This window comes from Phreatobacter sp., from assembly GCF_022843985.1.
Classification (GTDB): domain Bacteria; phylum Pseudomonadota; class Alphaproteobacteria; order Rhizobiales; family Phreatobacteraceae; genus Phreatobacter.
The window spans coordinates 24821-47849 of record NZ_JALHMP010000005.1; the positions used below are offsets into that span (position 1 = coordinate 24821).

Genomic DNA, 23029 nt, shown 5'->3' on the forward strand with positions numbered 1-23029 from the left:
ATGATGGAATCGGCAGGCAGGGTTGCCTTCATCGGCCTTGGGATCATGGGGGCGGGCATGGCCGCCAACCTGGCACGCAAGGGGTTTGACACGACGGTGTTCAACCGCGGCGCGGCCAAAGCAGTCCCGGTCGCCGCTTGCGGCGCCCGGGTGGCGGCCACGGCGCGGGAGGCGGTCGGCGGTGCTGACGTGGTGTTCCTCTGCCTGCCGGCGACCGGCGACGTCGCGGCTGTGCTGTTCGGTGCCGCAGGCATCGCCGACAGCCTCGCCGCTGGGACGGTGGTGGTCGACACCAGCACCATCGACCCGGTCGCGACCCGTGACTTTGCCGGCCGCCTCGCCGCCCTGGGCGTCTCCCTGCTCGACGCGCCAGTCTCGGGCGGCCAGAAGGGCGCGGACGACGGCACTCTGACCTGCATGGTCGGCGGCCCGGCGGAGGCCCTCGCCACAGCGCGGCCCTTTCTTGCGGCGATGGCGACGACGATCGTCCATGTCGGCGCGAGCGGTGCCGGCCAGGTCGCCAAGGCCTGCAACCAGATCTGCGTCTCCGCCAATCTGGTCGGCGCCAGCGAGGCCATGGCGCTGGCCATGAAGATGGGCGTCGACCCGTCGCGCGTGCGCGAGGCGCTGCTCGGCGGTGCCGCCCGCAGCGTCGTTCTCGAGCGCCATGTCCAGAAACTGCTCGACCGCGACTTCCGGCCCGGATTCCGCACGGCGCTGATCACCAAGGACCTCACCATCGCCGCGAAGGCCCTCAACGACGCCCAGGTCTTCGCGCCGGTCGCTGCCGCCGTCCTGCAGGTCCTCAAAGGCCTCGGCGCCTCCGGCCGCCAGGATGACGACTGGTGCGCCGTCGGCGATCTGATCCAGCAATTGTCGGCCGTCGCGCCGCCAGAGGGCACCCCTCCCGCGGCCTGAGGGACGCTGTCCCGCGTCCCGCCTCGGCTCTCCGTTCCCGGCGTCGCCAGGTGTCCGGGCAGGTCCCGGCACCCCTGCGGTGCCGGCTGCGGCACCGGGGGGCCGGGAGCGGAGACGTGGCATCTTGATCTTCGCAAGGCTTTCGCTATTTTCAGGAATATCTGAAAATAAAGAAAGCCTGGTTCCCCCGATGCCCTGGCCCGTTCCCCGTCCTGCCATTACGGCCGCCCCGCCGCTTGTCTTTCCGTACCGGCCCGGTGCTGCCCCGTGCCGCCGTCGCGAAGGCGTTCCCGCTCACGCAAGGCAACAGATGCCTGCCCTCCCCGGCTTGGCCGTTGCGGCGGTTTCCGCCAGTCTGCCGGCGCGGCCGTCTCAGGCTCAGGAGGTCTGACCCATGGATCCGATCCTTCTCGCGCGCATCCAGTTCGGCGCCAATATCTCGTTTCACATCCTCTTCCCGACCATCACGATCGCGCTGGGCTGGGCCCTGGTGTTCTTCAAGCTGCGCTACCGGGCAACGCAAGACCTCAAGTGGATGGACGTCTACCATTTCTGGGTGAAGATCTTCGCGCTGAGCTTCGCCCTCGGTGTTGTCTCCGGCATCACCATGAGCTTCCAGTTCGGCACGAACTGGCCCGGCTTCATGGAGCGCGTCGGCAATGTCGCCGGTCCGCTCCTCGCCTATGAGGTGCTGACGGCCTTCTTCCTGGAGGCGGTGTTCCTCGGCATCATGCTGTTCGGCTTCCGCAAGGTGCCGGGCTGGGTCCACACCCTTGCCACCGTGCTGGTGGCGGGCGCCACGACCCTGTCCGCCTTCTGGATTCTCGTTCTCAATTCGTGGATGCACACGCCGACCGGCTTCGAGATCCGCAACGGGGTTGTGCATGCCACCAACTGGATGGAGATCATCTTCAATCCGTCCATGCCCTACCGGCTGACGCATATGCTGCTGGCCTCGGGTCTGACCACCGCCTTCCTGATCGCCGGCCTGTCGGCCTATCGCTGGCTGCGCAACGACCGCACGCCGGCCGTGCTTGCGGCGCTGCGCTTCGGCGTGGCTGTCGCCGCCATTCTCATCCCCTTGCAGATCCTTGCCGGCGACATGCACGGGCTCAATACGCTGGAGCACCAGCCGCAGAAGGTCGCCGCCATGGAGGGCAATTGGGAGACCGGTCCGGCAAAGCCGCTGATCCTCTTCGCCTGGCCGGACGAGGCGACCCGCTCCAACCGGTTCGAGATCGGCATTCCCTATGGGGCGAGCCTGATCCTCAAGCACGATCCGCAGGGTGTCGTTCCCGGCCTCAATGATTTCGCGGGACAGCATCCGCCGGTGGCGCCGGTCTTCTTCGCCTTCCGCATCATGATCGGCGTCGGCCTGCTCATGCTGGCGGTGTCCTGGATCGCCGCCTGGTGGCTCTGGCGCCGCGGCGATCCCCATCCCTGGCTCGCGCGGGTGCTGGTCGGCATGACCTTCTCGGGATGGGTTGCGACCCTCGCCGGCTGGTATGTCACGGAGATTGGACGTCAGCCCTGGCTGGTGTCCGGCGTGCTGCGCACGTCGGAGGCGGTGTCGGCGGTTCCCGCGGCGATGATCGCCGCCACGCTCGCCGCCTATCTCGCGGTCTATGCCCTGCTGCTGGCGGCCTATGTGGCGACGCTGTTCCTGCTGGCGCGCAAGGGGGCGAAGCCCCAGACGATCGAGACCGGCCCGACATCCCATCCCACCGCCTTCGTCCCCGCGGAGTGAGCGACCATGTTCGATGATCCCGCCGTCTGGCTGCCCGTCGCCTTCGCCGCCCTCATGGGCCTGTCGATCCTGATCTACGTGATCCTCGACGGCTATGATCTTGGCGTTGGCATCCTCTTCCCCATCGCCCGGCCCGAGGAACACGACCGGATGATCGCCTCGATCGGGCCCTTCTGGGATGCCAACGAGACCTGGCTGGTGCTCGCCGTCGGCCTTCTCCTCGTCGCCTTCCCGGTGGCGCACGGGGCGATCCTCTCGGCGCTCTACCTGCCGGTGACGGTGATGCTCATCGCCCTCATCATGCGCGGCGTGGCCTTCGAGTTCCGCGCCAAGGCCGAGGCCGGCTGGAAGCCGACCTGGGACCGCATCTTCTTCGCCGGATCGCTGCTGACGGCGCTGTCGCAGGGCTACATGCTGGGGCTTTACGTGATGGGTCTGGACCGCAGCCTGGCGACGGTCGGTTTCGGGCTGGTCACCGCGGTCTGCGTGGCGGCCGGCTACACGCTGATGGGCGCGACCTGGCTGATCATCAAGACCGACGGCGACCTGCAGCGGCGGGCCGTGCGCCGGGCCCGGGTCGCGCTGGTCGTCACGATGATCGGTTTCGCGGTGATCTCGGTGGTGACCCCGCTCGTCTCGGGGCGAATCTTCGATCGTTGGTTCTCGTTGCCCGAGTTCCTGTTCCTGTCACCCCTGCCGCTGATGGCCCTGGTGCTGGCCACGGTGGTCTGGGTCGTGCTGGCCAACCAGCCGCATGCGCGGGACCGTTTTTCCTGGGTGCCCTTTGCCGGCTCGGCGGGAATCTTCACCCTGGCCTTCTTCGGCCTCGCCTATTCGTTCTATCCCTTCATCGTGCCGGACCGGCTGACCATCTATGCGGCGGCGTCGGCGCCCGAGAGCCTGCTCATCATCCTGGTCGGGGCCCTGGTCGTGGTGCCGGTCATCGTCGCCTATTCGGCCTTCAGCTACTGGGTGTTCCGCGGCAAGGCGACGGAGCTGCGCTACGACTGATGCACGGTTGCGGCCCGGACCTTTCTGGCCCGAACCGCTTTGCTGGCAGACTCATGCGCCGGGATAGTCGGCATCGCGCAGGAAGGGGTAGGGGCCCGGCGCCTTCTCGACATAGGCAGTGTGGCTGACAAGGCCGGCGGCCTCGGTCCACAGGTGCAGGTGGAAGGCTGCCGGTTCGAAGTTGAACTGCCCTGACGGCCGGTCGTGCAGGTCCAGCACCACCTGATGGGCGACGCTCGGTGCCACCATGGCGAGGGTTCCGGCGAAGAGCGCCTGGATCGGCCGGTGATGGTGACCGGAGAGGACGCGCACGACCTGGGTGTGACGGCGGATGATCGCCTCGAACTCGGCCTTGCCCTCGATCAGGTTGATGCGGTCCATGTGGTGGATGCCGCAGACGAAGGCGGGGTGGTGCAGGGCAACGATGGTCGGCTTGGCGCTGTCCTCCGACAGGCGGGCGTCCAGCCAGGCGAGGCGCTCGGCGCAGAGGCGCCCCGCGCCGGATCCGGGAACGACGGTGTCGAGACCGATCATGCGGACGGGACCGAGATCGGTCGCCCAGTGGGCGAAATCGGGATCGTCGGAGAGGCCGGGATACGAGCCGAAGATGCTCTTCAGATTTTCGCGGCGGTCATGGTTGCCGGGGATGAGCCAGACCGGCATGGGCAGGCGGGAGAGCATGCGCTTGAGGTTCTCGTATTCTGCCGGCAGTCCGTTATCGGTGAGGTCGCCGGTGATCAGCACGCAATCCGGGCGTGGGTCGAGCGCCAGCACCGCGTCGATGGCGCGCTCGGTCAGCATGTTGGTCTCGGCCGTCCGATAGGCGGGAAGACCGTGCGGACGGACATGAAGATCGGTCAGATGGGCGATGAGCATGGGGGCCTTCCCTGGGATGCGGTTCGCCGGCTGACTAGGCGCCCTCCATGACAGCGCGACGACAGGTGCAGCCGCTGCGGCGCTGTCATCGCGCCGTCGTCCAAACGTCGGCGAAGCGTCATTCGTGCGTTGCCGCGCTGTCGTGAAAGCCGCGTAACCCGGCCACACCAAGGGAGTTGGGTGGCCATGGCCGGAATCGTCCTCGACCGGATCGAGAAGTCTTTTGGCGAGACGCGCGTCCTGAAGGGTGTGTCGCTCGCCTTCGATGCCGGGTCCTTCATCTCGCTGGTCGGCCCGTCCGGCTGCGGCAAGACCACCCTCCTGCGCATCATCGCCGGTCTCGAACAGGCGGACCGCGGACAGGTGTCGATCGGCGGTCGCGACGTCACCGGCATCCGCGCCGCCGACCGCGACGTCGCGATGGTGTTCCAGAACTATGCGCTTTATCCGCATATGACGGTCGAGCAGAACATGGCGCTGCCGCTGGTCATGCGCCGGCTCACGACCCTGGAGCGCGCGCCGTTCCTCGGGCGTCTCGTGGCGGGCACGGGCACCCGCCGCGCGGCGATCCGGGAGGAGGTCGCGCAGGCGGCAAGGCTTCTATCCATCGGCCACCTGATGGAGCGTCGGCCCGGGCAGCTCTCGGGCGGCCAACGCCAGCGCGTCGCCCTCGGCCGCGCCATTGTGCGCCATCCCAAAGCCTTCCTGATGGACGAGCCGCTGTCGAATCTCGACGCCGCCCTGCGCCACGACATGCGTCGCGAACTCGTCGACCTGCACAAGCGCATCGGCGTCACCACCGTCTACGTGACCCATGACCAGGCCGAGGCGATGACCATGTCGGACAGGGTCGCGGTCATGCTTGGCGGCCATGTCCTGCAGTTCGGCTCGCCGCGCGAGGTCTACGAGCAGCCCGCGACGATCGACGTCGCCAAGTTCATCGGCTCGCCGCGGATCAACATCCTGGCCGGCGAGGCCGACGGCGAGGGCCGGGTCTCCGTCACCGGGGTCGCCACAGGCCTCGTTGCGCCGCGCCTGACCGGAAAGCTCTCCATCGGTGTCCGTCCGGAACATCTGACACTGGCCGCCCAAGGCATCGCGGTGACGGTCGGTCATGTCGAGTTCCTCGGATCGGAGGTGCTTGTCTATGCGCGCGAGACCCGCGCGGGATCCGACCTCATCCTTCGCCTTGCTCCGGAGGCCTGGGAGGCCGCGCCGTCGCGCCAGAACTTGACCGTCGCCCCTCTCGCCGGGCGGCTCCTCGCCTTCGATCCCGTCGGCAACCGCGTCGGTCTCATCGGCAGCGAGACGGCGGCTCGCATCGGAGCCGGCGGTACGCGGCCCCTGCGCACGGGGGCGGCGCATGTCTGACGTTGCGCTTCCCCTTGGCCATGCCGCTGCCGAACCGGCCGGCGAGCGGACCCATCGTGGTGAGGCGCTGGCCGCCTGGCTGCTGACGGCACCAGCCATCCTCGCCTTCGTGCTGATGCTGCTGATCCCGACGGCGGCGGTCGTCGCCATCGCCTTCACCGACTATGAACTCGGCGCGCCGGCGCTGCGCTTCGTTGGCCTCGCCAATTTCGCCGAGTTGCTGGAGGACCGCGGCTTCGTTACCTCGTTCCGCAATACGGCCTTCTTCGTCGCCGTGACGACGCCGGTCTCGATCATCGGCGGGCTGATGCTGGCGCTGCTCATCGAGAGCGGCACGCGCGGCCGCGCCTTCTTCCGCGCCGTGTTCTTCCTGCCGGTCGTGTCGCTGATGGTCGCGATGGCGACCGCCTTCCAGTACATGTTCCACCCGACGATCGGCCCGGTGAATGCGGCGCTCCGCGGTCTCGGCATCGTCGGCCCGAACTGGCTCGGCTCCTCCGACAGCGTCATGTGGACGCTCGCCATCATCGGTGTCTGGGAGCAGATCGGCTTCAACATGGTGCTGTTCCTGGCGGGCCTGACCGCCATTCCGCGCGACCTCTATGCGGCAGCGGAAGTGGACGGAGTGCGCTCGGCCTGGTCGCGCTTCTGGACGGTGACCTGGCCGCTGCTCGGCCCTACCAGCCTCTTTGTCCTGACCATCACGATGATCCGCTCGCTCCGCGTCTTCGACATCGTCGCGACACTGACCCAGGGCGGTCCGAACAAGGCCTCCGAGGTGCTGCTCTATACTATGTACACGGAGGGCTTCACCTTCTTCCGCATGGGCTATTCGGCGGCGATCACCGTCGTCTTCCTCGGCGCTGTCGTCGTCCTCATGCTCCTGCAGACGCGCGTGCTCGACCGCCGCGTCCATTACGGGTGAGGCGCCGATGACCCCCTCCTCCCCGCATGACAAGAGCCTCCTCGCCGACCTGCCGCGGCTGGCCCTGCTCTCCGTCCTCGGCCTGATCTTCCTGATGCCCTATATCTGGATGATCTCGGTCTCGCTGAAGCCGCTGGACGAGGTCTGGCGCGCCTCGATGTCGCTGATCCCGCAGACCTTCGCCTTCGAGAAGAACTATGGCCGGGTGCTGAGCGAGGTGCCGATCGGGCGCTACCTGCTCAACGGCGCCATTGTCTGCTTCGGCATCCTGGTCTTCCAGCTCGCCTTCGCCCTGCCGGCCGGCTATGCGCTCGCCAAGCTCAATTTCCGCGGCCGCGAGACGCTCTTCGCCTTCGTCATGCTCGGCCTGCTGATCCCGGCCCATGTGCCGGCGATCCCGCTCTACATCGCCTTCGCGCAGACCGGCATCCTCAACACCTATGCGGCGCTGATCGCGCCCTCGACCATCTCGGTTTTCGCCATCTTCATGTTCCGCCAGTTCTTCCGGGCCATGCCGGACGAGCTGATCCACGCCGCCCGCATGGACGGGCTCGGCGAATGGTCCATCGTCTGGCGCATCATCGTCCCCAATGCCTGGCCGGCCGCCACCGCCTTCGCGATCTTTTCGGTAGTGGCTCACTGGAACGACCTGTTCTGGCCGCTCATCGCCGTCTCCGGCAAGGGCGAACTGGCGACTCCGGCGCTCGGCGTCATCTATTTCCGCACCGAAGAGGCGGGCGACGATTTCGGCGCCCTTATGGCGGCGGCGACCATCACCACGATCCCGCTGGTGGCTGCCTTCCTCATCGCCCAGCGGCGCTTCATCGAAGGCATCACCATGACCGGCCTCAAGGGATGAGGCCGGTCTCCTGTCCGCTGCAGAACCGGAGATCGTCATGACGATCCGCCTGACCCGTCGCACGGTGCTCGCCGCCTCGGCCGCCAGCCTCGCCGCCCCGCGCCTGGCGCTGGCCAATCCGGTGGAGATCGACGTCCACTACTCGATGCCGGCCGTCTTCAAGGACGTGCAGGAGCAGCTCGCCGCCGGCTTCATGGCCGCCCAGTCCGGGATCAAGGTCAGCTATCGCCAGGCGACGGCGAGCTATGACGACGGCACCCAGCTGGTGCTGCGCGAGGCGGTCACCGGCCGCCAGCCCGACCTGACCTTCCAGGGCCTTAACCGCCTCAGGGTCATTGCCGAGCGCGGCCTCGCCGTCGATCTTGCGCCTTTGCTGAAGCGCGAGGGCGATAGCGCGAAGCTCGGCTACACGCCCGAACTTCTCGGCATCGGGGCGGCGGGCGGCATCCAGGCGGGGCTCGCCTTCGCCACATCCAATCCGATCGTCTTCGTCAATGCCGACCTGTTCCGGCGCGCCGGCCTCGATCCCGACAGGAAGCTGACGACCTGGGACGAGATCATCGCGGCGTCGAAGGCGATCTCGGCGCTCGGGGACGGCGTCCACGGCGCCTATTACCGCTGGCAGGGTGACTGGATCTATTCGGCGCTGCTCTTCGGCTTCGGTGGCCGCATGATGGACGAGGCCGAACGGAATATCGGTTTCGCCGGGCCCGAAGGAAAGGCGTCCCTCACCGTACTCGACCGCCTGGTCAAGGAGGGCGGCATGCCGGCGCTCTCGGGCGAGGCGGGCGCCCAGGCCTTCGCCGCCGGCAAGGTCGGCATGTATTTCTGGTCGACCGCGTTCCTGCGTCAGGCGATGCGCTCGCTGGGCAATAATTTCAAACTTACCACTTGGGAGTTCCCGCTGGGCGACCGCGCCCGCGGCCGCCTGCCGACCGGCGGTGCCGCCGGCATGGTTCTCGCCAGGGATCCGGCCAAGCAGCAGGCCGCCTATCGCTTCCTGCGTTACTGCACCTCGCCGGAGGGCACGGCCATCATGGTTAAGGGCACCGGCTATGTGCCGGTCAACCAGCTGGCCGCCGACGATCCGCGCCATCTCGGCGCCTTCTACCGCGACAATCCGCTGTTCATGACCGGCGTCCGGCAGATGCCGATCATGGTGCCCTGGTACGCCTTCCCGGGGCCGAACGGGGTGCGCATCTCCTCCACCATCACCGACAACGTCTCCCGCGTCGTCGAGCAGAAGGCCAGCGTCGATAGCGCGCTGGCCGACATGGCGCGCGACGTCGCGCGCCTCCTGCCCCGCGCCTGATCCCGCCCATGACCCGCTGCGCCGGAGGGGCCGGCCGGCGGGACCATTCCACACGCTCAGCCCCGGAACCGAGGTTGTCATGTCTCAGAAGATCACCCGCCGCTCGACGCTCGGCCTGATGGCCGGCGCCGCCACGCTCGCCATGCCCAATGTCGTCCGCGCCCAGACGGTCGAGGTCGTCGCCCACTACTCCATGCCGCCGATTTTCAAGGCCGCCATGGATGCTGTCGCCGAGGCCTTCAACAAGAAGAGCGACAAGGTGAAGGTCACCTATGTCAATCCGACCCCCACTTACGAGGACGGCGCCCAGCTCGTGCTGCGCCAGGCGACCACCGGCGGCATGCCGGACGTCTCGTTCCAGGGCCTCAACCGCTTGCGGCTCTTCGCCGAGCGGTCGATCGCCGCCGATCTGAAGCCCTTCCTCGACCGCGAGGGCGACCTGGCGAAGATCGGCTATTCCAAGCCCATCCTCGGCCTCGGCTTCCATGGCGGCGTGCAGTGCGGCCTGCCCTTCGCCACCTCCAACCCGATCAGCTATCTCAATGTCGACCTCCTCAAGAAGGTCGGCGCCAGCGCCGAGGCCTTCCCGACGAACTGGGACGGTGTCATCGCCCTGGCGGCGAAGATTTCCGCCCTCGGCGACGGCAATTCCGGCATGTTCTTCCGCTGGCCCGGTGACGACTGGATGTTCTCGGCCCTGCTCTACGGCCATGGTGGCCGCATGCTGACCGAGGACGAAACCAAGGTTGCCTTCGACGGCGCCGAGGGCCTCGCCGCGCTCCGCCTGCTCGACCGCATGGTGAAGGAAGGCAAGATGCCCAACCTCACCGGCAACGCCGATCTCCAGTCTTTCGGCGCCGGCAAGATGGGCATGATGTTCCGCACCACGGCGCAGGTCCGCCAGGTCTCCGGAATGGTCGGCAGCAATTTCGAGCTGCAGACGACGACGCTGCCGGTCATCGATCCGGTGAAGGGCCGCCTGCCGACCGGTGGCGCCGGCGCCATGATGACCGCCAAGGATCCGGCCCGCCAGGCCGCTGCCTGGGAGTTCATCAAGTTCGCGACCTCGGCCGAGGGAACCACGCTGATGGTGAAGAACACCGGCTACGTGCCCTGCAACCAGCTCGCCATCGACGACCAGTCCTATCTCGCCGAGTTCTACAAGGCGAACCCGCTCTTCGTCGCTGCCACCAAGCAGGTCCAACTGATGATCCCGTGGTACGCTTTCCCGGGCCAGAACTCGGTCCGCGTCACCCAGGTCATGGTCGACAACCTCGCCCGTATCGTCGAGCAGAAGGCGTCGCCGGAAGAGGTGCTGCGCGACATGTCCCGCGAGGTCACCCGTCTGATCCCGCGCCGTCAGGGCTGATCCTGCGCCTCCACGACAGCCCGCCCGGAGCGATCCGGGCGGGCTTTGTCGTGTCAGGGGCCGCGGAAGACGAGACGGGCCGCAAAGAACCCGTCGAGGCCGGCACGGGCCGGGTCGGGGTCGGGCCAGTGCGATGGCAGGGTGCGCAGGTGGCCGGCCGCCGTGACGAAGGGGGCGATGCCGGGCAGCTCGTCGGGGCGGATCGGGTCAAGGGCGAGGCGCGGCTCGCGGGCGAGCAGGGCGGTTATCTGCGCCTCGCCCTCCTCCGGCTCCAGCGAGCAGGTGCAGTAGACCGCGCGCCCGCCTGGCTTCAGGAGGACGGCGAGCCGGTCGAGGAGGCGCGCCTGCAGCCGGGCGAGGCCCTCGACATCGGCGGCCGACTTCAGGTGCATGACGTCGGGATGGCCGCGCAGGGTGCCGGTGGCGGAGCAGGGCGCATCGATGAGGATCGCGTCGAACTGGCCTTCGAGGTCGAGGGCGTCGATGGTGCGCACGGTGACGTCGAGCTTCAGGCGCGTCATGTTTTCCATCAGGCGCTCCAGCCGCCGCGGCGAGCGGTCGATGGCGGTGACGCGGGCCCCTGCGCGCGCGAGCTGTGCGGTCTTGCCTCCCGGCGCGGCGCAGAGGTCGGCGACGGCGAGGCCGGCAATGTCGCCGAGAAGGCGCGCCGGCAGGGCCGCGGCGGCGTCCTGCACCCACCAGGCGCCGTCGGTATAGCCGGTAAGGTCGGGGATGGCGCCCTCCGCCTTCAGCCGGACCGAGCCGGTCGGTGTCACGAAACCGCCGAGGCGGTCGGCCCAGCCGGCGGGGTCGGACGAGACCGTGAGGTCGAGGGGCGGCTCGGCGGTGATGATGGCGGCAATGGCAGACGTCGCCTCGGCGCCATAGACCGCCGTCCAGCGGTCGCGCAGCCAGGACGCGAGGTCGTCGAGGGGGTCAAGGGAGGCGAGTGCCTCCTCCCGGTCGCGGGCGAGGCCCCGCAGCACGGCGTTGGCGAGACCTGAAAAGCCCTTGGCCTTGCGATCGTTCTCCACCATACGCACGGCGCTGTCGACGGCGGCATAGTCCGGCACGTCGAGGAAGAGAATCTGGCAGGCGGCGGTCCTGAGGACGGTCTCCAGTCGCGGCAGGCCCTCAGGCAGGCCCTTGGCGAGCCGCTCGCCCAGCAGCCGGTCGATGGTGCCGAGGCGCCGCAGCGTGGTGGCGGCGATCTTGCGGGCGAGGGCCCGGTCGAGGCCGTCGAGCTCTGTCGGCAGTTCCAGCGCCTCGTCGAGCGGACGTCGGCGCAGCAGCACCGCCTCGACGAGATCGCAGGCACGGCGGCGGGCCGGCAGGCCCGGGTGGGCGGCGGGCTTCGGCTTGACGGTCTTCGGCCGGGCCTTGTGGAAAAACGGGCGCTTGCTCATCGCGCCCGTTTAGGCCCCGTGCGCCCCCGCGGCAACCCGCAAGGGCCGTGTGTCAGCCCCAGGGGCCGCCGCGGCGGGCATTGCTGCCCCAGGGGGCCGTCTGCGGCTGGCCATAGCCGATGTGACCGGCCATGCCCCAGGCCTGGGCGATCTGCTGCAGGGCGGCGATGCGGTTGCCGGTATCGGGATGGGTCGAGAACAGGTTGTCCATGCGCGCGCCCGACAGCGGGTTGATGATGAACATGTGCGCCGTCTGCGGATTGTGTTCGGCCGTATTGTTGACCGTGCGGTCATGGGCACCGGCGATCTTGGCCAGCGCCGAGGCCAGCCATATCGGATTGCCACAGATCTCGGCCCCCACCTTGTCCGCCTCGTATTCGCGCGAGCGCGAGATCGCCATCTGCACGATGGAGGCGGCGAGGGGCGCGAGGATCATCATGGCGATGGTCCCGATGACGCCAAAGCCGTTGCGGTTCTGGCTGTTGCCGCTGAAGGCGGCGAAATTCGCCAGCATCGACACGGCGCCGGCGAGCGTCGCTGTGATCGTCATGATGAGCGTGTCGCGGTTCTTGATGTGGGCGAGTTCATGGGCGATCACGCCAGCCACCTCCTCGCGCGTCAGGGCGTTGAGAAGCCCGGTATTGACGGCGACGGCGGCGTTTTCCGGGTTGCGGCCGGTGGCGAAGGCGTTGGGCTGGTCCTCGTGGATAATGAACAGCCGCGGCATCGGCATGCCGGCGCGCTGGGCCATCTCCCAGGTCATCTGGTAAAGGTCCGGTGCCGAATGCTGGTCGACCTCCTGGGCGCCATACATGTTGAGGACGGCTTTATCCGAACCCCAGTAGCTCCAGAAATTCATGGCGCAGGCGACGGCCAGTGCGATCAGCATGCCTGCCTGGCCACCTATGAGGAAGCCGACGCCCATGAACAGGGCGGTCATAGCGGCCAGGAGAATGGCGGTCTTCATGTAGTTCATGGCGCAAATCCCCGTGGAGGACGATCACTAGATCGTGTGGGTTCCGGTTGTGGACAAGAGGGCGCGTGCGCCGCACCACCCTATCGCTTGCGTACGAACGACCTCATCTGGTAATCGGCGAGGCCGACGCAGCCGTGCTTCCGGAGATCTGGCATGACCTACGTGGTCACCGAGAACTGCATCAAGTGTAAATATACCGACTGCGTCGAAGTGTGCCCGGTCGACTGTTTCTATGAAGGCGAGAATTTTCTCGTCATCCATCCCGACGAATGCATCGATTGCGGCGTCTGCGAGCCCGAATGCCCGGCCGAGGCGATCAAGCCGGATACCGAGGCGGGCCTCGAAAAATGGCTCGGCATCAATGCCGATTTCGCGGCGCAATGGCCCAATATCACGCAGAAGCGCGATCCGCTTCCCGACGCCAAGGAGTGGGACGGCAAGCCGGGCAAGGAGCCGCTGCTGTCGTCCGCCCCCGGCACGGGCGACTAAAGCTCCCCTTGCGGTAACCACGTGCGCAGAATCGGTCGCGGGTTCCCGGCGCGGGCCACCCTTGCGAGCGCAAGCCTTTGAATTCGGCGAAAATTGTGGTAGGGTTGTATCACAGTCGATCAGAAAAGCGGTCCCACCGGTACGCTCCCCTCGTGCGGAGCGTTATTTTTCGGAAATCTCCGACAAATCGTCGCGACGGCCCGTGCCAAAGGGTTCTGATCGCGCCGCGGCAGGTCGTTTCTCATTGCCTGACGTCAGGGGCCGACCGGGCGATCATCCCGTGTCGATGTCCCTTTCGCGCACAACGCCACGGCGCCGCGAGGTGGCCGTGGGTCCGTCATCCGCGCCATGCGGGGCGGGCATCACCAGCGGCCGTCATCCGGCCGGCGAGGAGTAAGGCGCAGTATGACCGTGAAGAAGAACGCGCAGACCCGTCAGGGCTTCAAGACGAACGAGTTCATCGTCTATCCGTCCCACGGGGTCGGACAGATCGTGTCGATCGAGGAGCAGGACATCGCTGGGTTCAAGCTCGAACTGTTCGTCATCACCTTCGAAAAGGACAAGATGACCCTTCGGGTGCCGACCGCCAAGATCGCCCAGGTCGGAATGCGCAAGCTCGCCGAGCCCGAGGTCATGGCCAAGGCCATGGAGGTCCTCAAGGGTCGCGCCCGCGTCAAGCGCACGATGTGGTCGCGCCGCGCCCAGGAATATGAAGCGAAGATCAATTCCGGCGACCTGATTGCCATTTCCGAGGTCGTCCGCGATCTCTTCCGCTCCGACGCCCAGCCCGAACAGTCCTATTCGGAGCGCCAGCTTTACGAACAGGCCCTCGACCGCATGGCGCGCGAACTTGCCGCCGTCGAGCGGGTGGTCGAGACCGAGGCTGTCAAGCTGATCGAGGCGCAGCTTGCCAAGGGCCCGCGCCGCGGTCCGGCCAAGGCTGAGGCCGATGACGCCGACGAGAGCGACGAGCCCGAGGTCGAAGCCGCCTGACCGGCACAATCCCACCCATTCCTGCAGAGAGCCCGGCCATTGCGCCGGGCTTTTTGTTGGGCGATGCGGTTCGCGCAGGGTTTTTTGTCACACGACCGGTTGCAGGCCAGATGCGCCGCCGATCCCCTGCCTCGGGCGAGCCTTGGGAGGCGGTCTGTTATGGCCGCTGCGGACCGTTGATCCGGCGCCGACGACGGGTCGTAAAGCGGGCACATCTATCAGGGAAAACCTCTCCGGACGAGATCAGGGAAGGCATGTGATGGCGCAGGTTTCCGGGATCGGTCAGAGCCTCGCAAAGGCGGCCCGCAACGCTCCGTTCCTCGATCGCGAGGAAGAACAGGCCCTTGCCACCCGCTGGAAGGACCGCCACGACGAGGTGGCGCTCCATCGCCTGGCGCAGGCGCATATGCGCCTCGTCATCTCGGTTGCAGCCCGTTTCCGCCATTATGGCCTGCCGATGGCCGACCTGATCCAGGAAGGCCATGTCGGCCTCCTTGAGGCCGCCTCCCGCTTCGAGCCCGAGCGGGACGTCCGCTTTTCCACCTACGCGACCTGGTGGATCCGCGCGTCGATCCAGGACCACATCCTGCGCAACTGGTCGATCGTCCGCGGCGGCACCTCGTCGGCGCAGAAGGCGCTGTTCTTCAACCTGCGGCGCCTCAGGGCGCAGCTTTCGCAGACGCTGGGGGCCGGGATCGGCTCTGCGGTCCTTCACCAGCAGATCGCCGCGGCCATCGGTGTGTCGCAGGCCGATGTCGCGGTCATGGACGCCCGCATGTCCGGCTCCGATCTGTCACTCAACGCGCCCAGCCACGAAGCCGACGGTGGGGCCTCGTCGGAGCGGCTCGATCATCTCGTCGACGCGGCGCCGCTCCCCGACGAGGTGGTGGGCGAGACGATCGACAGCAGCCGTCGGGTCGCCTGGCTGCGCGACGTGCTGCACGTCCTGTCCGACCGTGAGCTCAACATCATCCGGGCGCGCCGGCTGAGTGAGGAGGCGGCGACGCTGGAATCGCTCGGCGAGCGGCTTGGCATCTCCAAGGAGCGGGTCCGGCAGATCGAGAACCGCGCCATCGAGAAGCTTCGGCAGGCGCTGGTGGAGCGCCACACCGACAGCTCGGCGCTGGTCTGAGGACTCAGTCGGCCAGCGGGCGGGCTTCCTCGGGCAACATGATCGGAATGCCCTCGCGGATCGGATAGACCAGCTTCGCGGCGCGGGAGATCAGCTCGCCGGCCTCGGCGTCATAGTCGAGGGGCCCCTTCGTCACCGGGCAGACCAGGACCTCGAGAAGGCGCGGGTCGACCGTTCCCGGCCGGGTCTGGGGCACTGCTGTCCTGCTCTCGGCGGGCCTGGAATCGTCGTGATCGGTCGGCGTGGTCATGGGATGGTTCCCTCGGAAGCGGCCGCGACGGTCTAGCCGGTTGCGGCGCCCGCGGCCAGTGCGGTCAGTTCAGGGGCTGCTTGTCGTCGGCGGGCCGGTCCTTGGCGAGGGCGACCTCGGTGACGGCCACCAGCAGGGCGGCCCGCGTCTTCAGGTCGGGTGCCTCCAGCAGGGCCTGCTTCTCCTTCAGGCCCCAGGGCGACATCATGCAGAGGGCATTGACAAGGATCTCCGTCGGGGCCCGGCGGATACCGTCCCAGTCCGCCTCCATGTCGTTGACCTCGAGGAACTCCTTCAGGGTCTTGAGCAGGCCGTCCCGGTCAACGTCGTCCTCGCCGACCCGCGCCTCGAAATCCCCCTGATAGGGTTCGCAGTCGATCTTGCACTGGCGATAGGGCGTGGTGACCGCCAGTTCCTCGACGATGCGGAAGCGGGTGATGCCGGTCAGGCTCAGCATGTAGCGGCCGTCGCCCGACTCGGCGAGCTGGGTGATCCGGCCGACGCAGCCGACCGCCGACAGGGCCGGGCGCTTGGCGTCTTCGTCGGCGGGAACCGGCTGCACCATGCCGATCAGGCGGCGACCCGACAGGAACGCGTCGTCGATCATCGCCAGATAGCGTGGCTCGAAGATGTTGAGCGGCAGCTGGCCGCGCGGCAGCAGCAGCGCACCCGGCAGGGGGAAGACGGGGATCACGTCCGGAAGATCGGCCGGACCGAGATAGGGGGTGTTGGTGGCCATGGCTGGCTCCGTGGCACGATGACGAACACTGATCCCGTGTCATCTAGGCGCGCGCGGCCGCGCTGCCAGTCCCGGGTGCCGCAAATCAGCGCGCCGTCCCGTGATAGGCGCCGTTGGGCCGCATGTCGGTGGCCGATGCCATCCGGTTGGACATGTTGTAAAAGGCGGCGGTGGCCGAGATGTCCCAGATGTCGCGTTCGGAAAAGCCGACCTTACGCAGCGCGTCGCGGTCGGGATCGTCAATCGTCCAGGGCGTCTCCGTCAGTTTGACGGCGAAATCGAGCATGGCGCGCTGGCGCGCATCCAGGCGGGCGGCGCGGTAGTTCATCACCATCATCTCGCCGAGTTCGGGGTCGCCCGAGAGCTGGCGCACCGCCGCGCCATGGGCGGTGAGGCAGTAGAAGCAGCGGTTCACCGCCGACACCGCCACGGCGATCATCTCGCGCTCCAGCTTGCTGAGGCCGGACGGCGCCAGCATCAGGTCGTTGTACATGGCCGAGAAGGCCTTCAGCTTGGCCAGGTCGTGGGTATAGGCGAGCAGCACGTTCGGCACGAAGCCGATCTTGTCGCGGCATTTCTGGAAAAAGACCTCGATCTCGGCATCGAGCGGCGCCGCGGGCAGGTCGAGGGCGATGATCGCCTCGGCGGCGGCCTTTGTCCGCCCGGCCGGCTTTTCGGCACTCTTCGCGCTCTTGGCGCTCTTGGCGCTCTTGGCGGGCGGAGCGGCCTTGGCGGGCGGAGCGGTCTTGGCTGCGCTCTTCGTCTTCGATGGCGATGCCGGCATGGCGCTGTCTCCCGAATCCGACCCGGTGACCCGCCGGTTCCGGCCGGCGTCATCACCGCGTCGCAGGGTGGTAGCATGGCCCATCGGGCCGGCGAAATTGACTTTACGGCCGAGGGGCCGCGTGATCATCCTGCCCGCAAGGCGCCAACAACCAAGACGAATCTGCCGCAAGGAGACAAGCATGAGCAATCGGGCCGAGGATGCGCGGGGGGCCGCGGCCATCATCGAGCAGGCGGGCATCATCCTGCGCGGCACCGAGGCCAGCGTCCCCGGCGATTATGCGACCGACCTGTTCGGCCGTGCCGACCCGGAGGACGTCGTCGCCTATGATGCGCGCGATCTCGCGGCGCTGGCGGTCGCCAGCCATGCCGCCTTCACCCGGCGGGTTCCCGGCCGTTCCTCGATCCGCCTCACCGATCCCGAGCCGACCTCCGTCGCCTCGCGGCTCGCCGCCGTCACGGTCATCGAGGTGGTCAATGACAACATGCCCTTCCTCGTCGATTCCGTGCTCGGCGTCCTGGCCGAGCAGGGCCTGAAGATCGGCCTGGTCGTCCATCCCATCCTCACCGTCGAGCGCGAGCCGGACGGGACCCTGTCCGCCTATCGGGGCCTCGACGCCGAGCAGGCCACGACCCGCGAGAGCCTCATCCACGTCCATGTCGACAGAATCGGCGGCGAGGGCCGCCGCGCCGCGCTGGTCGAGGAATTGGAGGCGACCCTTGCCGACGTGCGGATCTGCGTCGCCGACTGGAAGCCGATGCAGGCGCGCGTGCGGGCCATCATCGAGGACCTGAAGTCCAATCCCGTCCTGCCGGTCACCGAGATGGCCGAGGGAATCCAGTTCCTGGAATGGCTCGCCGCCAACAACTTCACCCTGCTCGGCGTCCGCGACTACGCCTATGTGGGCGGCGTCGCCGAAGGCCAGCTCGAACCGGAATTCACTTCCGGCCTCGGCATCCTGCGCGACGAGAACGTGCGCATCCTGCGGCGCGGCACCGATCTCGTCACCATGACGCCGGAACTGCGCGAATTCCTCATGCAGCCTGTGCCGCTGATCATCACCAAGGCCAATGTCCGCTCGCGCGTGCATCGGCGGATCCACATGGACTATGTCGGGGTGAAGCGCTTCGACCGGCACGGCCAGCTCGTCGGCGAGGCCCGCATCGTCGGGCTCTTCACCTCCACCGCCTATACGCGCTCGACGCGGACGATCCCCTATCTCAGGCGCAAGGTCGACCGCGTGCTGACGCGGGCGGGCTTCGATCCCGACGGCCATTCCGGCAAGGCGCTGGTCAACGTGCTGGAAAGCTACCCGCGGGACGAGCTGTTCCAGATCGACGACGACACGCTGTTCAGCCACGCCATGGCGGTGATGCAGCTCGAGGACCGGCCGCGCGTCAGGGTTCTGCCGCGCGAGGACCGCTTCCACCGCTTCGTGTCGGTGATGGTCTATGTGCCGCGCGACCGGTTCGACACGACGGTGCGGCTGGCCATCGGCAACTACCTGGCCGGGGTCTACAACGGTCGCGTCTCGGCCTTCTATCCGTTTTTCCCGGACGGGCCGCTGACGCGGGTCCATTTCATCATCGGCCGGGACGAGGGCGAGACCCCGCGCATCGACCGGTCGACGCTCGAGGCCGCGGTCTCGCGGATCGTGCGGACCTGGAGCGACGGGCTCGGCGAGGCCCTGGCACTGATCCACGGTCCCGCCCGGGCCGGCGACCTCGCGGTGCGCTACCGCGAGGCCTTCTCCGCCGCCTATCGCGAGGCGGTGCCGGCGGAAGATGCGATCGGCGACATCCGGATCTTCGAAGGCCTCAGCGAGGCCCGCTCCCTCGCCATCGACTTCTACCGGCCCAACGCGGCCGAACGCACGGAAGCCGGCCTCAAGGTCTTCGCCCGCGGGCGGCCGATCCCGCTCTCCGAGCGCGTCCCGATCCTTGAGGCCATGGGTTTCGCCGTGGTCGACGAGCGCACCTATGAGATCGCGCCGGCCGGCACGGCGCCGGTCTGGCTGCACGACATGTCGCTCGCCCGCCCCGGGGGCCAGGTCATCGACCTCGAGGCGCTGGACGAAAAGCTCGGCTCCGCCCTCATGGCGGTGATGCGCGGCGATGCGGAAAGCGACGGTTTCAATGCCCTGACGCTGGAGGCCGGTCTCGCCTGGCGCGACGTGGCGGTCATCCGCACCCTCGCTCGCACCCTCAGGCAGATCCGGGCTCCGTTCAGCCAGGACTATCTGTGGGCGACATTGCGCAAACATGCGACGATCGCCAAAGGCATCGTGCTGATGTTCCACCTGCGCTTCGATCCGCGGCTCGGCCTGACGCCGGAGGAGCGCAATACCAAGCTCACCGATCTCCTGGCGCGGTTCGAGGAGAGCCTGGCGCAGGTCAGTTCACTGGACGAGGACCGCATCCTGCGAGCCTTCATCAACCTGATCCAGGCGGCGGTGCGGACCAATTTCTACCAGACCGGCGAGGACGGGCAGGTCCGGCCGACGATCGCCGTGAAGTTCGAGTCGAAGAAGATCGACAACCTGCCGGCACCGCGCCCGCTCTACGAGATCTTCGTCTATTCGCCGCGGGTCGAGGGCGTGCACATGCGCTTCGGCAAGGTGGCGCGCGGTGGCCTGCGCTGGTCCGACCGGCCGCAGGACTTCCGTACCGAGGTCCTCGGCCTCGTCAAGGCGCAGCAGGTGAAGAACGCCGTCATCGTGCCGGTGGGCGCCAAGGGCGGCTTCGTGCCGAAGCGCCTGCCGCCGGCGAGCCAGCGCGACGCCTGGCTGGCCGAGGGGACCGAGGCCTATCGCATCTTCGTCCGCTCGCTGCTGCAGATCACCGACAATATCGACGGCGCGACCATCGTGCCGCCACCGGAGACCGTCCGGCACGACGGCGATGATCCCTATCTCGTCGTCGCTGCCGACAAGGGCACGGCAACCTTCTCCGACATCGCCAACCAGCTCTCCCTCGACAAGGGCCACTGGCTTGGCGACGCCTTCGCCTCCGGTGGCAGCCAGGGCTACGACCACAAGGGCATGGGCATCACCGCCCGCGGCGCCTGGGAGGCCGTTAAGCGGCATTTCCGCGAGATGGGCACCGACATTTCCGCGACGCCCTTCACGGTGGCCGGGGTCGGCGACATGTCCGGCGACGTCTTCGGCAACGGCATGCTGCTGGAGAAGACCATCAAGCTGGTCGCGGCCTTCGACCATCGCGACATCTTCCTCGATCCCGCGCCCGATCCGGCGGCGGCCTGGACCGAGCGCAAGCGCCTGTTCGACCTGCCGCGCTCGTCCTGGGCCGACTACGACAAGAGCCTGATCTCTGCCGGCGGCGGCGTCTTCTCCCGCTCGGCCAAGTCCATCGCCCTGGCGCCGGAGGTGCAGGCGATGCTCGACCTGCCGAAGGCGCAGGCGACTCCCCAGGAAGTGATGAACGCCATTCTGAAAGCGCGGGTCGATCTCCTGTGGTTCGGCGGAATCGGTACCTATGTGCGCTCCGGCGCAGAGACCGACGACCAGGCCGGCGACCGCGCCAACGATGCCATCCGCATCACCGGCGCCGACATCCGGGCGAAGGTGGTGGGCGAGGGCGCCAATCTCGGCATGACCCAGCGGGGCCGCATCGAGGCCGGGCGCGCCGGGGTTCGCCTCAACACGGACGCCATCGACAATTCGGCGGGGGTGAACACATCGGACGTCGAGGTCAATATCAAGATCGCCCTGACGACGCCGGAGCGCGACGGCCGGCTGGACGGTGCCGCGCGCAACGCGCTGCTGGCGGCCATGACGGACGAGGTCGGGCAGCTGGTGCTGCGCAACAATTATCTGCAGACCCTGGCGCTCTCGCTGTCGCAGCGGCGCGGCCTGGAGGATCTGGGTTTCCAGCAAAGGCTGATGCAGAGCCTGGAAACCCAGGGCAAGCTCGACCGGGCGGTGGAATACCTGCCGGACGAGACGGACCTGGCCGACCGGCGCCGGCGCGGTGATCCCTTGACCCGCCCCGAGATCGCCGTGCTGCTGGCCTATGCCAAGATCGATCTCTACGACCACCTTCTCGCCTCGTCGGTGCCGGACGATCCCTATCTGGCGCGCGAGCTTGTCCGCTATTTCCCGCGCCCGATGCAGGAGAAATTCCCCGACGCGGTGGAGAGCCACAGGCTGCGCCGCGAGATCATCGCCACGGGCCTCGCCAATTCGATGATCAACCGCGGCGGCCCCGCCTTCGTCGCCCGGCTGATCGACCAGACCGGTGCCGACGTCGCCACCATCGCCTCGGCCTTCGCGGCGGTGCGGGATTCCTACGGGATGACCGCACTGAACACCGAACTCGACAGCCTCGACAACCGCGTGGCGGGGACATTGCAGCTCGAGCTCTATGCGGCGATCCAGGACCTGCTGATCGACCGGGTCATCTGGTTCATCCGCAATGTCGACCTGACCCACGGCCTTGCCGACGTCGTCGCCCACCATCGCGCCGGCATCGAGACCGTGGCCGCGAGCCTCGACACGGCGCTGCCGCCCGAGGCCGCCGCGGCGCGCGCTGCCCGCACCGCCGAACTCCGGACCGCCGGGCTGCCGGACCCGCTGGCCGGTGTGCTGGCGAGCCTCGACCACCTCGCCGCCGCCCCCGACATCGTCGCGGTGGCCGACCAGACCGGACGCAGCGTCGCCGATGTCGCTGCCACCGCCTTCGCGGCCTCCGCCGTCTTCCGCCTCGACCAGATGAAGGGCGCGGCCAAGGCGATCACCGTTACCGACTATTTCGACCGGCTGGCGCTCGACCGGGCGCTTGATTCGATCGCCGATGCCGAGCGCCGAATCACGGCGGACATGGTCTCCGGCCATGCTTCCGGGGCCGCGGCAGTCGAGGCCTGGATGGCCGTGCATGGCGGGCGGGCCGAACGCATCAGGAAGGCGGTCGCGGAGATCGCCGGCTCGGGGCTCACCGTCTCCAAGGCGACGGTGGCGGCGAGCCTGCTCGGCGATCTGGTGCGCGCATGAGGCGGCTTTCGGTTCTGGTCCTCGCCGCCGCGCTCCTCTGCGGCTCACCGGTGGCTGCCCAGGCGCCCCGCCCGGAGGGTGGCGAGGGCACGGTTCACCGCGAGCAGGTCTGGCGCCTGCCGCACAATGCCGACGAGGGCCGCGAGATCGCGGCGATCGTCTTCCGGCCGGCGGGCGACACGCCGCGCCCGCTGGTGGTGATGACCCACCACACGTCGGGCGACAATGCCCGCAATGGCGAGCCCCGCCATGGTGTCTATCCCCACGTGGTCTCCTGGTTCGTCGAGCGCGGCTATGTCGTGGCCGTCGTCCACCGGCGCGGCTACGGCCTGACCGGCGGTGAACGCGCCGAGCGTTTCGCCTGCCGCAGGCCCAACCATTTCGCCGCCGGGCGGGCCGACGCGGCCGATCTCGCCGTGGTCATCGATGGGCTGACCGGGCTGCCCTTCGTGCGCAAGGACGGCGTCATCGTCGTCGGGCAGTCGACGGGAGGCTGGGCGGCTGCCGCGCTCGCGGCCGAGAACCATCCGGCCGTCGCCGGGACGATCAATTTCGGTGGCGGCCGCCGCGGCCGGTCAGGCGAAACCGGCCAGGCTTGCGCCCTCGACGAACTGGTGCGCGACGCACGGTTCATGGGACGGCGGGCACGCACGCCGGCCCTGTGGATCTACACGGAGAACGACCAGTCCTTCGGCCCGGAGCTGACCCGCCGCATGGCGGATGCCTATCGCCTTGCCGGTGGCACACTCGACTTCCAGCTGCTACCGGCGTTTGGACGTGACGGCCATGCGCTGCTGCCCAATCCGGGCGGCATCCGCATCTGGGGGCCGCTGGTGGAGCCCTTCATCCAGAAAGTCAGGTAGG

General features: G+C 68.1%; 19 protein-coding genes. 13 read left to right on the forward strand and 6 right to left on the reverse strand.

What is annotated here, in order from left to right:
- Positions 1 to 3: 3 nt before the first annotated feature.
- The 3 genes from Q0C57_RS04650 (at position 4) to cydB (ending at position 3676) form a co-directional block, all read left to right on the forward strand.
- Entirely contained in the window at positions 4 to 918 is a 915-nt protein-coding gene (locus tag Q0C57_RS04650) for an NAD(P)-dependent oxidoreductase (protein WP_296573186.1), read from the forward strand.
- A gap of 394 nt (positions 919 to 1312) precedes the next feature.
- The gene (locus Q0C57_RS04655) at positions 1313 to 2665 is read left to right on the forward strand and encodes a cytochrome ubiquinol oxidase subunit I (RefSeq protein ID WP_296572764.1); all 1353 of its coding nucleotides are present in this window, start codon (positions 1313 to 1315) and stop codon (positions 2663 to 2665) included.
- A gap of 6 nt (positions 2666 to 2671) precedes the next feature.
- Positions 2672 to 3676: a cytochrome d ubiquinol oxidase subunit II gene (gene cydB, locus Q0C57_RS04660; protein WP_296572767.1), complete on the forward strand. Its 1005-nt coding sequence runs from the start codon at positions 2672 to 2674 to the stop codon at positions 3674 to 3676.
- A gap of 51 nt (positions 3677 to 3727) precedes the next feature.
- Here cydB and Q0C57_RS04665 read toward each other — a convergent pair whose 3' ends face one another.
- Entirely contained in the window at positions 3728 to 4552 is an 825-nt protein-coding gene (locus tag Q0C57_RS04665) for a phosphodiesterase (protein ID WP_296572768.1), read from the reverse strand.
- Positions 4553 to 4738: 186 nt separating this feature from the next.
- Here Q0C57_RS04665 and Q0C57_RS04670 point away from each other — a divergent pair, with 186 nt between their 5' ends.
- The 5 genes from Q0C57_RS04670 (at position 4739) to Q0C57_RS04690 (ending at position 10388) form a co-directional block, all read left to right on the forward strand.
- A complete protein-coding gene (locus Q0C57_RS04670; protein WP_296572769.1) occupies positions 4739 to 5923 on the forward strand; it encodes an ABC transporter ATP-binding protein in 1185 nt (394 codons plus the stop codon).
- A complete protein-coding gene (locus tag Q0C57_RS04675; RefSeq protein WP_296572770.1) occupies positions 5916 to 6848 on the forward strand; it encodes a carbohydrate ABC transporter permease in 933 nt (310 codons plus the stop codon). The genes Q0C57_RS04670 and Q0C57_RS04675 overlap by 8 nt, the downstream gene beginning before the upstream one ends.
- A gap of 7 nt (positions 6849 to 6855) precedes the next feature.
- Complete coding sequence (locus Q0C57_RS04680; protein WP_296572771.1) at positions 6856 to 7707, forward strand: carbohydrate ABC transporter permease; 852 nt, start codon at positions 6856 to 6858, stop codon at positions 7705 to 7707.
- Positions 7708 to 7744: 37 nt separating this feature from the next.
- Positions 7745 to 9019: an ABC transporter substrate-binding protein gene (locus Q0C57_RS04685; RefSeq protein ID WP_296572772.1), complete on the forward strand. Its 1275-nt coding sequence runs from the start codon at positions 7745 to 7747 to the stop codon at positions 9017 to 9019.
- A gap of 79 nt (positions 9020 to 9098) precedes the next feature.
- Positions 9099 to 10388: an ABC transporter substrate-binding protein gene (locus Q0C57_RS04690; RefSeq protein WP_296572773.1), complete on the forward strand. Its 1290-nt coding sequence runs from the start codon at positions 9099 to 9101 to the stop codon at positions 10386 to 10388.
- 53 nt (positions 10389 to 10441) lie between these two features.
- Here the strand turns inward: Q0C57_RS04690 and Q0C57_RS04695 are convergent, their stop codons facing one another.
- Together Q0C57_RS04695 and htpX are read right to left on the reverse strand one after the other, a co-directional pair.
- Entirely contained in the window at positions 10442 to 11794 is a 1353-nt protein-coding gene (locus Q0C57_RS04695; protein WP_296572774.1) for an RsmB/NOP family class I SAM-dependent RNA methyltransferase, read from the reverse strand.
- 52 nt (positions 11795 to 11846) lie between these two features.
- On the reverse strand, positions 11847 to 12770 hold the full coding sequence (gene htpX, locus Q0C57_RS04700) for a zinc metalloprotease HtpX (protein WP_296572776.1): 924 nt from the start codon (positions 12768 to 12770) through the stop codon (positions 11847 to 11849).
- A 153-nt stretch (positions 12771 to 12923) separates the two neighbouring features.
- Between htpX and fdxA the strand changes: the two genes are divergently transcribed.
- The 3 genes from fdxA (at position 12924) to Q0C57_RS04715 (ending at position 15384) form a co-directional block, all read left to right on the forward strand.
- Positions 12924 to 13259 (forward strand): ferredoxin FdxA, encoded by a 336-nt coding sequence (fdxA, locus tag Q0C57_RS04705; protein WP_296572778.1) that lies wholly within the window; start codon positions 12924 to 12926, stop codon positions 13257 to 13259.
- 405 nt (positions 13260 to 13664) lie between these two features.
- Positions 13665 to 14252 carry a CarD family transcriptional regulator gene (locus Q0C57_RS04710; RefSeq protein WP_296572780.1) on the forward strand — a complete coding sequence of 196 codons (588 nt, stop codon included), beginning with the start codon at positions 13665 to 13667 and terminating at the stop codon, positions 14250 to 14252.
- A gap of 259 nt (positions 14253 to 14511) precedes the next feature.
- Positions 14512 to 15384 (forward strand): RNA polymerase factor sigma-32, encoded by an 873-nt coding sequence (locus Q0C57_RS04715; protein WP_296572782.1) that lies wholly within the window; start codon positions 14512 to 14514, stop codon positions 15382 to 15384.
- Between the two features lie 4 nt (positions 15385 to 15388).
- Here the strand turns inward: Q0C57_RS04715 and Q0C57_RS04720 are convergent, their stop codons facing one another.
- The 3 genes from Q0C57_RS04720 to Q0C57_RS04730 all read right to left on the reverse strand — a co-directional run bounded on the left by Q0C57_RS04720 (position 15389) and on the right by Q0C57_RS04730 (position 17157).
- Entirely contained in the window at positions 15389 to 15634 is a 246-nt protein-coding gene (locus Q0C57_RS04720) for a Trm112 family protein (RefSeq protein WP_296572784.1), read from the reverse strand.
- Between the two features lie 64 nt (positions 15635 to 15698).
- Positions 15699 to 16373 carry an LON peptidase substrate-binding domain-containing protein gene (locus Q0C57_RS04725; protein WP_296572786.1) on the reverse strand — a complete coding sequence of 225 codons (675 nt, stop codon included), beginning with the start codon at positions 16371 to 16373 and terminating at the stop codon, positions 15699 to 15701.
- An 85-nt stretch (positions 16374 to 16458) separates the two neighbouring features.
- Positions 16459 to 17157 (reverse strand): peroxidase-related enzyme, encoded by a 699-nt coding sequence (locus tag Q0C57_RS04730; RefSeq protein WP_296572788.1) that lies wholly within the window; start codon positions 17155 to 17157, stop codon positions 16459 to 16461.
- A gap of 181 nt (positions 17158 to 17338) precedes the next feature.
- Between Q0C57_RS04730 and Q0C57_RS04735 the strand changes: the two genes are divergently transcribed.
- Positions 17339 to 22165 (forward strand): NAD-glutamate dehydrogenase, encoded by a 4827-nt coding sequence (locus Q0C57_RS04735; protein ID WP_296572790.1) that lies wholly within the window; start codon positions 17339 to 17341, stop codon positions 22163 to 22165.
- Complete coding sequence (locus Q0C57_RS04740; RefSeq protein ID WP_296572792.1) at positions 22162 to 23028, forward strand: prolyl oligopeptidase family serine peptidase; 867 nt, start codon at positions 22162 to 22164, stop codon at positions 23026 to 23028. Before Q0C57_RS04735 ends, Q0C57_RS04740 begins: the two co-directional genes overlap by 4 nt.
- The last annotated feature ends 1 nt before the right edge of the window (position 23029 follow it).